The 12,150-nt window shown below is 63.0% G+C and carries 8 protein-coding genes and 2 riboswitches; of the genes, 1 reads left to right on the top strand and 7 read right to left on the bottom strand.

Annotated elements, in window-relative coordinates; genetic code table 11:
• Nucleotides 1–121: 121 nt before the first annotated feature.
• The 7 genes from GH665_RS20780 to GH665_RS20750 all read right to left on the bottom strand — a co-directional run bounded on the left by GH665_RS20780 (nucleotide 122) and on the right by GH665_RS20750 (nucleotide 9,540).
• Nucleotides 122–1,510: an L-serine ammonia-lyase gene (locus GH665_RS20780; protein WP_153137973.1), complete on the bottom strand. Its 1,389-nt coding sequence runs from the start codon at nucleotides 1,508–1,510 to the stop codon at nucleotides 122–124.
• A gap of 27 nt (nucleotides 1,511–1,537) precedes the next feature.
• On the bottom strand, nucleotides 1,538–2,668 hold the full coding sequence (locus GH665_RS20775) for an alginate lyase family protein (protein ID WP_153137971.1): 1,131 nt from the start codon (nucleotides 2,666–2,668) through the stop codon (nucleotides 1,538–1,540).
• Nucleotides 2,669–2,786: 118 nt separating this feature from the next.
• Complete coding sequence (gcvP, locus tag GH665_RS20770) at nucleotides 2,787–5,723, bottom strand: aminomethyl-transferring glycine dehydrogenase (protein WP_153137969.1); 2,937 nt, start codon at nucleotides 5,721–5,723, stop codon at nucleotides 2,787–2,789.
• Nucleotides 5,724–5,817: 94 nt separating this feature from the next.
• A complete protein-coding gene (gene gcvH / locus GH665_RS20765) occupies nucleotides 5,818–6,198 on the bottom strand; it encodes a glycine cleavage system protein GcvH (RefSeq protein WP_028198453.1) in 381 nt (126 codons plus the stop codon).
• Between the two features lie 62 nt (nucleotides 6,199–6,260).
• A complete protein-coding gene (gcvT, locus tag GH665_RS20760; RefSeq protein ID WP_153137967.1) occupies nucleotides 6,261–7,379 on the bottom strand; it encodes a glycine cleavage system aminomethyltransferase GcvT in 1,119 nt (372 codons plus the stop codon).
• An 82-nt stretch (nucleotides 7,380–7,461) separates the two neighbouring features.
• Nucleotides 7,462–7,622, bottom strand: a riboswitch (glycine riboswitch).
• Nucleotides 7,623–7,655: 33 nt separating this feature from the next.
• Nucleotides 7,656–7,757: riboswitch (glycine riboswitch) on the bottom strand.
• A gap of 153 nt (nucleotides 7,758–7,910) precedes the next feature.
• Entirely contained in the window at nucleotides 7,911–8,264 is a 354-nt protein-coding gene (locus GH665_RS20755) for a hypothetical protein (RefSeq protein WP_074281828.1), read from the bottom strand.
• 226 nt (nucleotides 8,265–8,490) lie between these two features.
• The gene (locus GH665_RS20750) at nucleotides 8,491–9,540 is read right to left on the bottom strand and encodes an oxidoreductase (RefSeq protein WP_153137964.1); all 1,050 of its coding nucleotides are present in this window, start codon (nucleotides 9,538–9,540) and stop codon (nucleotides 8,491–8,493) included.
• Between the two features lie 405 nt (nucleotides 9,541–9,945).
• On the opposite strand from GH665_RS20750, the gene GH665_RS20745 reads away from it, so the two are divergent.
• Entirely contained in the window at nucleotides 9,946–12,036 is a 2,091-nt protein-coding gene (locus GH665_RS20745) for a UvrD-helicase domain-containing protein (RefSeq protein WP_153137962.1), read from the top strand.
• Nucleotides 12,037–12,150: the final 114 nt, after the last annotated feature.

The raw sequence follows: 12,150 nt of genomic DNA, 5'->3' as shown, positions 1-12,150 counted from the left end.
GATCAGTGCAGGCGGGTGCTTGCCGCATCGGGTTGTCTATCAACGCCGATGGGCGCACCGACAGCTTACGCCGAGCGCGTGTCCGATGTCACGGCGCAGCGCAACCGCATGCCCCGCTGCCTCAACACTCCACAATATTCACCGCCAGCCCACCGCGCGACGTTTCCTTGTACTTCGTCTTCATATCGGCGCCAGTCTGCATCATCGTCTTGATGACCGAGTCCAGCGACACGTAATGGGTGCCGTCACCGCGCAGTGCCATGCGTGCGGCATTCACGGCTTTCACCGAGCCCATCGCATTGCGCTCGATACACGGAATCTGCACCATGCCGCCGACCGGATCGCACGTCAGCCCGAGGTTATGCTCCATGCCGATTTCGGCCGCATTCTCGACTTGCTCCGGCGTCCCGCCCATCACTGCTGCGAGCCCGCCGGCGGCCATCGAACAGGCCACGCCCACTTCGCCCTGGCAGCCTACTTCCGCGCCGGAAATCGACGCGTTCAGCTTGTACAGAATGCCGATTGCCGCCGCCGTCATCAGGAAGTCGACCACGCCCTGCTCGTTCGAACCCGGCATGAAGCGCGTGTAGTAATGCAGTACCGCCGGAATGATGCCGGCCGCGCCGTTGGTCGGCGCCGTCACCACGCGGCCACCGGCAGCGTTTTCTTCATTCACGGCGATGGCGTAGAGATTGATCCAGTCGACCATCGACAGCGGATCGCGCAGCGCCAGTTCAGGATGACCCGCCAACGCGCGATACAACTGCGGCGCCCGGCGCTTGACCTGGAACGGACCGGGCAAGTTGCCGTCCGCATCCGGATTGTTGATGCCGCAACCACGCGACACGCACGACTGCATCACGCCCCAGATTTTCAGCAGGCCCGCCCGCGTCTCCTCTTCCGTATGCCAGACGCGCTCGTTGTCCCACATCAATTGCGCGATGCTCTTGCCGGTCGATTTGCATAACGCGAGCAGTTCGTTGCCGCTACGGAACGAATGCGGCAACTGTTCGACGGCGCTCAGCACCTTCGTGTTCGGCGCGCCTGCCGTCACCACAAAACCACCGCCCACCGACAAATACGTCGATTTGCGCAGCGTCTCGCCCTGCACATCGAACGCACGCAGTTTCAGGCCGTTCGGATGCTCGGCCAGTGCCTGGCGATAAAACGAAATGTGATCTTTTTGTACGAACGGCACCTCGTGCGTGCCGAGCAAGGCCAGCTTGCGCGAGTTCTTCACCGCTTCCAGCCGTTGCGCGATGGTGTCGGGATCGACTGTGTCGGGGGCGTCGCCCATCAGGCCAAGCATCACGCCGCGATCGGTGCCGTGCCCCTTGCCGGTCGCGCCGAGCGATCCGTACAGGTCCACCTTCACAGAGGCAGTCGCAGCCAGCAGCCCGTCGCGTTCGAGCCCTTGCGCGAACATCAGCGCCGCACGCATCGGCCCGACCGTATGCGAACTGGACGGACCAATGCCGATTTTGAAGAGATCAAACACGCTGACTGCCATTTACTGCTCCTGCTGATAAAAGTAAGTTTAGCGCGCCGGCAGCGGTAAGCACACGGCGAGCCACGCGGGCGGCGTCGGTGCGAGCTGCAGCGCGATCGGCGTATAGCGTCCGTCCAGACGCGCCGCCAGGTGATACAGCTCCGTCGCGTTTTTCGGATCCCATTGACCCGAATAGCCGGGCAAACCGGCTTCGCGACGTTTGGCATCGAACGCAACGCTCGAATGCACGAATTCTTCATGCGTCTTGCTGCCGTCCGCATACGGCGTGAGCCAGTTCAGCGCGGCGGCCAGCGACGCGCCATTCGCCCCCTTCTCCGGCAACCAGTTGCGGTTGTGGCGGCGCGCGGCAAGTGCGGCGGTCACGAGCGGCTGCAGGTCGTATGTGACGTAGTGCAGTGCATCGCGCTCGGCGAAGTCCACGGTTGAACCGTCCGGTGCGATGTTGTCGCCGATATGCTCGTCGAACAGGCGCTGCGCCGCGTTGATCATCTTGCGGTTGTCCAGCGTGAACGCGGCCATCGCAATCAGTTTGACCCGGTGGCTTTGCCAGTTATTCCGGAACGTGCCCTTGAGCGGCCGCGGCTGCGCGTCGATTTGCGCGATGTAGCCGCTCGCAAACTTCGTCAGGAACGCCATCGATGCATTGCGTGTTTTCACCGGCAACGCGCTTGCGGTCATGTCGTAGGCGAGGATCAGGCCTTCGAAATGGGTTTCGTCGATCGGATTGAAACTGGGTTGATACGTCGTGACCCACGCATACAGCAAGCGGTCGACCAGTTTCAGATAACGGTCGTCACTGGTCGCACGCCAGGCGAGCGCGGCGTCGCGCAGCAGATCCAGATCCTTCTCCGCCTCGACGCTTTGATCGTAGATGCCCTCGTGCGGCAGCGTGCCTTCGGTATGCAGTTTCGCCACCGCATGCGGCGGCTCGTTCAGATGCGCCTGCACATTGCTCACCAGCGCTTTGACGCCCGGATCGGCATTCGTGCGCTCGCTGGTTTGCAGCGCGGGGGCTGCACAAAAATTCATCGCGGCCTGCGCCTGCCGCAGCGGCAGCAGCACCGCCGCGCTCGCCAGCAGCAAGGTGCAAGCCTGTTGCCATGTCTGGGCTCGCGTTGCTTCGGTCCGGCTTTGCATCAATCGCACCTTTCGCGCCATGCGAAACTCCTCGTTAGGCTGATTCGGTGTGAGATGTTAGCCGTTTGCGGACCCAAGCGACAGAACCGCGCAACGCCTGCTTACAACCTTCAGGGCGATGCGCGGTTAGCGGACACGCTTACTCGTAGTCGGCGATCGGCACGCAGGAGCAGAACAGATTGCGGTCGCCATACACGTTGTCCGCCCGGCCGACCGGCGGCCAGTACTTCTTCGCGATCAGTGTGGGCAGCGGATAGGCAGCGGTTTCACGCGCATACGCGTGCTTCCATTCGTTTGCGATGACCACCGCTGCGGTGTGCGGCGCATGCTTGAGCGGATTGTCTTCGCGGTCCGAGCGGCCTTCTTCGACGGCGCGAATTTCGTCGCGGATCGCGATCATCGCTTCGATGAAGCGGTCCAGTTCTTCCTTCGATTCCGATTCGGTCGGCTCGACCATCAGCGTGCCTGGCACCGGGAAGCTCATGGTCGGTGCGTGGAAGCCGTAGTCGGCGAGACGCTTGGCGACGTCGTCGACGGTGATGCCACTGGTTTCCTTGATCGGACGCAGATCGAGAATGCACTCGTGCGCGACCAGTCCGCCCGGGCCCGAATACAGCACCGGATAATGCGGCGCGAGTTTATTCGCGACGTAGTTGGCGTTCAGGATCGCGGTTTCGGTGGCTGCGGTGAGGTTCTTCGCGCCCATCATCGCGATGTACATCCACGAAATCGGCAGGATCGATGCGGAACCGTACGGTGCACCCGACACCGCGCCGATACCGTTCGGCGCGCGCTCGTAGCCCGTCGCAATCTGGTTCGGCAGGAATTGCGCGAGATGCGCGCCGACCGCGACCGGACCGACGCCCGGTCCGCCGCCGCCGTGCGGAATACAGAAGGTCTTGTGCAGGTTCAGGTGCGAGACGTCGCCGCCGAACTGGCCCGGCGCGCACAGGCCGACCATCGCGTTCATGTTCGCGCCATCCACATACACCTGGCCGCCGTGCGCATGCACGATCTCGCAGATTTCGCGGACGTTCGCCTCGAACACGCCGTGCGTGGACGGATACGTGATCATGATCGCCGCGAGCTTCTCAGCGTGTTGATCGGCTTTCTTCTTCAGGTCTTCGATATCGACGTTGCCTTGCGCGTCGCAAGCCACCACGACCACTTGCATGCCGGCCATTTGTGCCGACGCCGGGTTCGTGCCGTGCGCCGAAGCGGGAATCAGGCAAACGTTGCGATGCGCTTCGCCGCGCGATGCGTGGTATGCATGGATGATCAGCAGACCCGCGTACTCGCCTTGCGAGCCGGCATTCGGTTGCAGCGACACGGCGGCGTAACCCGTTGCCGCAACCAGCATTTCTTCGAGCTGGTCGATCATTTCGCGGTAGCCGACGGTTTGCTCGGCCGGTGCGAACGGATGGATCTGGCCGAATTCGGGCCACGTGACCGGCAGCATTTCCGAGGTCGCATTCAGCTTCATCGTGCACGAGCCGAGCGGAATCATCGAGCGGTCGAGCGCGAGATCCTTGTCCGACAGGCTGCGCAGATAGCGCAGCATTTCCGTTTCAGAATGATGACGGTTGAACACGTGGTGCGTGAGGTACGCGCTGGTGCGTTCCAGCGCGGCCGGCACCGACGCGGTGTTCGACGCGGCGATCGCTGCGTCGAGCGCATCGACTTGCGGCACGTCTTTCGCGCCCGCGGCTTCCGCGAACGCGGCGAGCAGATCGGCCAGATCATGGCGCGTCGTGGTTTCGTCGACCGACAGGCCGACTTGCGTGTCGCTCACGCGGCGCAGGTTGATGCGCCGGGCTTTGGCGGCGTCGTGCAGCGCCTGGGTACGCGCGCCGCTTTCGAACGTCAGCGTGTCGAAGAAGGTTTCGTTGACCAGCGGGTAGCCGAGTTGCTTCGCGCCTTCGGCGAGCAGCGCAGCGATACGGTTCACTCGCAGTGCGATCGTTTTCAGACCGTGCGGTCCGTGATAAACCGCGTACATGCTGGCCATGATCGCGAGCAGCGCTTGCGCGGTGCACACGTTCGAGGTCGCTTTTTCGCGGCGGATATGTTGTTCACGCGTTTGCAGCGCGAGACGCAATGCCGGATTGCCTTGCGCGTCGACCGTCACGCCGACGAGACGGCCCGGCATCTGGCGCTTGAATTCGTCGCGTACGGCGAGGTAAGCCGCGTGCGGGCCGCCGAAACCGACCGGCACGCCGAAACGCTGCGTGTTGCCGACGGCCACGTCCGCGCCCCATTCACCCGGCGGCGTCAGAACGGTCAGTGCGAGCAGATCGGCGGCGACCACCACGTGGCCGCCCGCTGCGTGGATCGCGTCAGCGAGTGCGCGGTAGTCGCGCACGTCGCCGTTGACACCCGGATATTGCAGCAGCACGCCGAACGCATTCGCGTTTGCGGCGTCCGCGGCCGGGCCCACTTTCACTTCGATGCCGACCGGCGTGGCGCGCGTTTTCACCACTTCGATGGTTTGCGGCAGCACGTCGTCGGCGACATAAAACACATTCGACTTCGGCTTGCCGACGCGTTGCAGCAGCGTCATCGCTTCGGCAGCGGCGGTGGCTTCGTCGAGCAGCGACGCGTTCGAAATCGCCAGACCCGTCAGGTCGACGATCATCTGCTGGAAGTTCAGCAGCGCTTCCAGACGGCCCTGCGAGATTTCCGGCTGATACGGCGTGTACGCGGTGTACCACGCCGGATTTTCGAGCACATTACGCAGGATCACCGCCGGCGTGTGCGCGTTGTAATAGCCTTGCCCGATGTACGAGCGGAACACCTGGTTCTTGTCCGCGAGTTCGCGCAGCGCGGCGAGCGCTTCCGCTTCGCTCTTCGGTTGCACGAAGGGGCCGAGCGGCAGCGTTTCGGCCCGGCGGATCGTCTTCGGAATGACGGCGTCGATCAGCGCGGCGCGCGACGCGAAGCCGAGGGCTTCAAGCATCGCCTGCTGGTCGGCCGAATCCGGGCCGATGTGCCGTTCTGCGAAGGCGTCATGCACTTCGAGCGCGGCGAGCGAGAGAGGAGTGCGGTTCATCAGACGATCCGGATGTTCGAGCTTCATGAGGTGTTCCTGCCGGTGCGGGCGTCCGTTCGATGGTTGAATCGGACGCGCCGCGCCTGTCGGGTTTAAACGTAATGGTGCAACGTACGGTGAATCAGGCGCCGATCGACTTCGAGTAAGCGTCCGCGTCAATCAGGCGGTCCAGCGATGCGCCCGCAGCCGGCTTGATCTTGAAGAGCCAGTTTTCGTACGGCGCGCTGTTGACGCCGTCCGGCGTATCGGCAACAGCCGGGTTCGCCTCGATGATCTCGCCCGCGACCGGAGCGTAGATATCGGAAGCGGCTTTCACCGACTCGATCACGGCGACGGTGTCGCCCGCGTCGACGGTCTTGCCCAGTTCCTGGACTTCGAAGAAGACGATGTCGCCGAGCGCTTCCTGCGCGTGGTCGGTGATGCCGACCGTCAGCGTGCCGTCCGCTTCGGTGCGGACCCACTCGTGCGATTCGGTGTATTTCAGATCGGCCGGGATGCTCATCGGATGCTCCTATGCGGTGTGATTTGGTAGTGTTTCAAAGTGGTGACGCACGCGCCGGCTGCTTAAACTGCGAGCACCTTGCCGTTGCGCACGAACGGCAGTTTTACCACGCTTGCAGGGACGTTTTTGTCACGAATCTGGACGTGAACGGTGTCGCCCGGCTGCACGCCTTTCGGCACGCGCGCAAAAGCGATCGATTCCTGCATGGTGGGGGAAAAAGTGCCGCTGGTGATTTCGCCTTCGCCTTGGGGCGTGACGACTTGCTGATGAGCACGCAGCACGCCTGCCGCCTTGCCGTTTTCCTTCAGCAGGATCAGACCGACGAACGCGGCTTGCGAGCCGTTGGCTTCGAGCTTGCCCTTGCCGATGAAGTCGCGCGGCGAGCTCAGATCGACGGTCCAGGCGAGGCCGGCGTCGAGCGGCGAGACGTTGTCGTCCATGTCCTGGCCGTACAGGTTCATGCCGGCTTCGAGGCGCAGCGTGTCTCGTGCGCCAAGACCTGCGGGGCGCACGCCTTGTGCCTGCAGCGCGTTCCACAACGCTGCGACGTGGTCCGCCGGGACGATGATTTCAAAGCCGTCTTCGCCGGTGTAGCCGGTGCGGGCGACGGTGAGTTCGCCGAACGGCGTAGCGTCGACGCGCGCGGCGTTGAAGGGTTTCAGGTTTTCCGTGGCGGCGCGCGCGGCCGGTATGGTTTGCCAGACTTTTTCGCGGGCGTTCGGGCCTTGCACGGCGACGATCGCGTAGTCGCGGCGCGGCGTGATGGTCAGGCCAAAGCCGCCTTCGGCGTTGAGCTGGCCGAACCACGCAATGTCTTTATCGGCGGTGCCGGCGTTGACGACCACGCGGAAGTGATCTTCGCCGAAGTAATAAACGATCAGATCGTCGATCACGCCGCCGTTCGGGTTCAGCAGACAGGAGTAGAGCGCGCGGCCCGGCGTTTGCAGCTTGGCGACGTTGTTGGCCAGCGCGTATTCGAAGAAGGCGCGTACACGCTCGCCAGTGAAATCGACGACGCACATGTGCGAGACGTCGAACATGCCGGCGTCGGTACGCACGGCGCGGTGTTCGTCGATCTGCGAGCCGTAATTGACAGGCATGTCCCAGCCGCCGAAATCGACCATGCGGGCGTTGAGCGCACGATGGGTGGCGTTGAGCGGGGTGTGTTTGAGTTCGGTCATGGGGCCTCAGGCGTCTCGCGAAACAAAAAAGGCCATGCGGCGCTACGCCTCGCGGCCTGCCGGCTGCGAGCGATTTGCGTTGCATGACCCCTCTGTCCTCGATACCTGAGAGATTGCGCTGCCGTGCGATGTGAAGCCGTGATCGCTACGGTGAAACGCGCGCCCCTTCGGTGGGCAGCTTGCCGGAATCTGCACCGCTATAAACGATGCAGACGGCTACTGCCGCTCTCCAGAGTGCGAAAAACCGATGCGTTGACGTTGCTATAACGCGGGTTTCTCGACGCGGCCGGTCCTTTTGCCTGAGAGTTTGTGGGTGTGCCCCTTCGGCGGTGCGGCCTGCGATTTTCTGCGGCCAGCACGCTCTCCCGACGCGTGCGGCGAATGTACGCGAGGGCCGGGGGCTTGTCAAATAAAGGCCCGCAACGGGCAAGGTGGGCGGCTCAGCGGGCTTGCTGAGGTCAAAAAAAGCGCGGGACGCAATGCCCGCGCTTCTTTGCTTCGGTGCCTGAACTGGCGCGATTATTCGCCGATTTATTCGCCGATGGCGTGTGCCGCGTTGTCCAGTTCCTGGTTCAACACGCGCTGTTCGTCGCCGGACAGACCGCCGCCGTGTTGCGCCGCCATATCGTGCGCTTCCTGGCGGATCACGTCGAGACGGTGGTGCAATGCGCCGCCTTGCGGGGGCGGGTAATAGCCTTGGTTGACGTGAGCGTCAATACGACGGCTCAGGTTGTCGATGCGGCCATTGACTTGATGGAGGCGCTCATCCGCAATCTGCTGCGGGTTGGGGCGCGGCGCCGGCGCGGGTTGCTGGGGCGCCACCACGCAGGCGGCGAGAGAGCTGAGCAATGCGCATGCTGCTACTGCGCGGGCGATACGGGGCATGGACTCTCCGGAAGTCGTTGTCGTTTTGTGTAGGTGCTACTGGGGTAGCAACGGATTGCCGGCGATTTACGCTGACCGCAAAGAGGGGGTTATTTGTAACGTTATGTTCCTTTCGGGATTGTCAGGAGTTTCGCGCCGGGCGGCGGCAGTGTTCGCGTGCCACCGCCGGACAATCCGAAAGGCAGGCAAGTGCCTTGTAAGTACCCTGTAACGTACGCAAAAAAAGTCAGCGAATACGTTCGAACGGCAGCCGGACTCCCTCTTCCGAACTCCGGGCGGCAAGCTCGATGATCGTCATCACGTCGACCGCGTCCTGAGCGCTGACAGGAAATTTCACGCCGTTCTGGATGGCATCCGCCAAAGCAATATAGAAGCCGACGTAATCCCCATTGCGCGTAGGCACCTCCCGCTCCACCTCCTGACCGCCTTCGAGCACGCGCAGCACGCCTGCCGCATTGCCGGCACCGAATCCTTCGTCGCCAGGCCGCAGGCCTGCTTTCAACTGATCTTCCTGCGTATCGAGGCCGTACTTCACGTAGCTTCCCTGCGTGCCGTGAATCGTAAATCTCGGCGCAGCCAGCGCAGTCAACGCGCTTGCATGCAATACCACCTCGAACTCACCGTATCCGAGTTGAATATGCACGTAGTCTGGCGCGCTGGCCTGGTCGCGGTGCGTGCGAACCGTCGCGAACACCGTCTGCGGCGCGCCGAACAACGCCAACGACTGATCGATCAGGTGCGGGCCGAGATCGAACAGCAAGCCGCCGCCGCGCGACGCTTCCTCGCGCCAACGCTGCTTGACTTCCGGCCGGAAACGGTCGAAATGCGATTCGTACTGCGTGATGCGCCCTAACTCCCTGTTGGCCAGCAGATCCCGGACGGTCAGAAAATCACCGTCCCAGCGGCGGTTATGAAAGGGCACGAAGCGCTTGCTGCGGGCGAGTGCGATGTTGGCGAGCGTGTGGGCATCCGCGGCGCTTAGCGTGACCGGCTTGTCCACCACCACGTGCTTGCCCGCTTCCAGCGTGCGGCGCGCCAGGTCGAAGTGCGTGTCATTGGGCGTCGCGATGACGATACAGTCGATTTCCTCGAGCGCCAGCAGGGCGTCGAGATCGGCCACCACCTTTGCGTGTGGGTAATCGGCCTGCGCGCGCTCGGGGTGACTCGTCGCGATGGCCGCGACGCTCGCCCGCCCGCAGTGTTCGATCACTGGCGCATGAAAGGTCGCGCCAGCAAAACCGTAACCCATCAATCCAATCTTCAGCGATGCGGACATGCGTGTCTTCCTGCAGAAACGGCGCGCCGTTTTGCCACCGCGGCGACGGCGCGCAACACTGTAATTGTGGCATGTCTCGAAGGCGGACTGTCAGCGTTGCCGCAGGCGCCTGTCAGGGATATCTGTCACCAGGTCGTACAAGCAAGGCCTTGGTATTGAGTGGGAGCCGCCATCGGGGCGCCGGACGCGGCGTGGGTTTTGCTCGTCCATTTCTGGTCTGCCACATTCATCCGCGTCATTTATCCGTGTTAACATCGCTCCTCTCGCGCGCAAGCGTGGCGAGCCGGAACCCCGCGGCACAAGCGGCGCTGGTCCAGCCGCCGGCCCCGCGCAGCATGCCCCCGGGCCTTCGGTCTCGCGATTCCGCACCTAAGCGCCCTCAACCGCATTACCCATCCACAGACGATGTCCGCAGGCCTGAACCCCGCTCAAAATGAAGCGGTCCGTTATCTTGACGGTCCGTGTCTCGTGCTCGCCGGCGCCGGCAGCGGCAAGACGCGCGTGATCACGCAGAAAATCGCGCACCTGATCGAGGCCAAGGGTTTCGAGCCGCGCCATATCGCCGCCGTCACGTTCACGAACAAGGCCGCGTTGGAAATGCGCGAGCGCGTGGGCAAGCTGCTCGAGGGCAAGACGCTCACCACGCCCGGCAAGGAAGGCCGCAAAGTGCCCGTCAACCAGTTGACGGTCTGTACCTTCCACTCGCTCGGCGTGCAGATTCTGCGGCAGGAAGCGGAACACGTCGGCTTGAAACCGCAGTTCTCGATCATGGATTCGGACGACTGCTTCGGCATGATTCAGGAGCAGGTCGGCTCGACGGACAAGGGCTTCATCCGCAAGATCCAGTCGATCATTTCGCTGTGGAAGAACGGCATGATCATGCCGGAGCAGGCGATCGCGATTGCCGCGAATGAAGATGAACATCAGGCGGCGATCGTCTACCGTAATTACGTGGCGACGCTGCACGCCTATCAGGCGGTCGATTTCGACGATCTGATCCGTCTACCCGCCGAACTCTTCGAGAAGAACGAGCAGGTGCGCGACCGCTGGCAGAACAAGCTGCGCTATCTGCTGATCGACGAGTATCAGGACACCAACGCGTGTCAGTACGAACTGGTGAAGCTGTTGGCCGGCAAGCGCGCGGCGTTCACGGCGGTCGGCGACGACGATCAGGCGATTTACGGCTGGCGCGGCGCGACGCTCGAAAACCTCGGTCAGCTCAGCAAGGATTTTCCAAAGCTGCATCTGATCAAGCTTGAGCAGAACTACCGTTCGACGGTGCGTATTCTCACCGCAGCGAACAACGTGATCGCGAACAACCCGAAGCTGTTCGAGAAGAAGCTGTGGTCCGAACACGGCATGGGCGACACGATCACCGTCACGCCTTGCAACGACGAAGAGCACGAAGCCGAGTCGGTGGTGTTTCGCCTGTCCGCGCACAAGTTCGAGCGGCGCGCGAATTTCCGCGACTACGCGATCCTGTATCGCGGCAACTTCCAGGCGCGCATCTTCGAACAGGTGCTGCGTCGCGAGCGGATTCCGTATGTGCTGTCGGGCGGGCAGTCGTTCTTCGACAAAGCTGAGATCAAGGATATCTGCGCGTATTTGCGCCTGATCGCCAACGCAAACGACGACCCCGCGTTCATCCGCGCGATCACCACGCCGCGCCGCGGTGTCGGCAATACGACACTCGAAGCGCTTGGCTCGTTTGCGGGTCAGGCAAAAGTGTCGCTATTCGAAGCGGTTTATATGGGCGGTATTGAAGCCCGCTTGTCGCCGCGTCAGATCGAACCGATGCGGGTGTTCTGCGACTTCATGCAGCGGCTCACCGACCGCGCCGAGAAGGATGCCGCCGGCCCGCTGCTCGACGAACTGATGGACGCGATCCACTACGAAGCCTATCTGTACGACGCGTTCGACGAGCGTCAGGCGCAGTCCAAGTGGCAGAACGTGCTCGAGTTCATGGAATGGCTGAAGCGCAAAGGCACCAAGGCCGAGCCCGAAGGTTCGGAGAAGAGCGAGGCCACGGGCTACGACACGGCCGACGGCCTCGGCGACACCGGCAAGAATCTGCTCGGCCTGATTCAGACCGTGGCGCTGATGTCGATGCTCGAAGGCCGCGAAGAAGATCCGGACGCGGTGCGGCTTTCGACCGTGCACGCGTCGAAAGGGCTGGAGTACCCGCACGTGTTTCTGGTGGGCGTCGAAGAAGGCATCATGCCGCACCGTGGCGGTCCCGATGACGAACCGATCGACGACGCGCGCATCGAGGAAGAGCGGCGTTTGATGTACGTCGCGATCACGCGGGCTCAGCGCAGTCTGCATCTGAACTGGTGCAAGAAGCGCAAGCGGGCGCGCGAAACCGTGGTGTGCGAGCCGTCGCGTTTCATCCCCGAGATGCTGCTCGACGATGCGCCGCCGCCGACGCCGGAAGAAGCGCCGATGTCGCCGAAAGACCGGCTCGCGAGTTTGAAGGCGCTGTTACAGAAGCCTTGAACGTAGCGGCGGATGCAAAACCGCTGTGAACGGCAGGTGCGTCGACCGGCACATAACCTGACCTCATCCAATCTGATCTGATCGCGCATCGAGCGCCTGGCGCGGCACGCGCCG

Origin of the sequence: Paraburkholderia agricolaris, assembly GCF_009455635.1 — a bacterium.
GTDB classification, from domain to species: Bacteria; Pseudomonadota; Gammaproteobacteria; order Burkholderiales; family Burkholderiaceae; genus Paraburkholderia; species Paraburkholderia agricolaris.
The sequence above is the reverse complement of the archived record's forward strand: the minus strand, read 5'-3'. Positions and strand labels throughout refer to the sequence as shown.

What these genes read in the sequence shown, in the direction of transcription:
- GH665_RS20780 (WP_153137973.1), bottom strand. Translation starts at nt 1,510, where the DNA reads ATGGCAGTCAGCGTGTTTGATCTCTTCAAAATCGGCATTGGTCCGTCC.
- GH665_RS20775 (WP_153137971.1), bottom strand. Translation starts at nt 2,668, where the DNA reads ATGGCGCGAAAGGTGCGATTGATGCAAAGCCGGACCGAAGCAACGCGA.
- gcvP (WP_153137969.1), bottom strand. Translation starts at nt 5,723, where the DNA reads ATGAAGCTCGAACATCCGGATCGTCTGATGAACCGCACTCCTCTCTCG.
- gcvH (WP_028198453.1), bottom strand. Translation starts at nt 6,198, where the DNA reads ATGAGCATCCCGGCCGATCTGAAATACACCGAATCGCACGAGTGGGTC.
- gcvT (WP_153137967.1), bottom strand. Translation starts at nt 7,379, where the DNA reads ATGACCGAACTCAAACACACCCCGCTCAACGCCACCCATCGTGCGCTC.
- GH665_RS20755 (WP_074281828.1), bottom strand. Translation starts at nt 8,264, where the DNA reads ATGCCCCGTATCGCCCGCGCAGTAGCAGCATGCGCATTGCTCAGCTCT.
- GH665_RS20750 (WP_153137964.1), bottom strand. Translation starts at nt 9,540, where the DNA reads ATGTCCGCATCGCTGAAGATTGGATTGATGGGTTACGGTTTTGCTGGC.
- GH665_RS20745 (WP_153137962.1), top strand. Translation starts at nt 9,946, where the DNA reads ATGTCCGCAGGCCTGAACCCCGCTCAAAATGAAGCGGTCCGTTATCTT.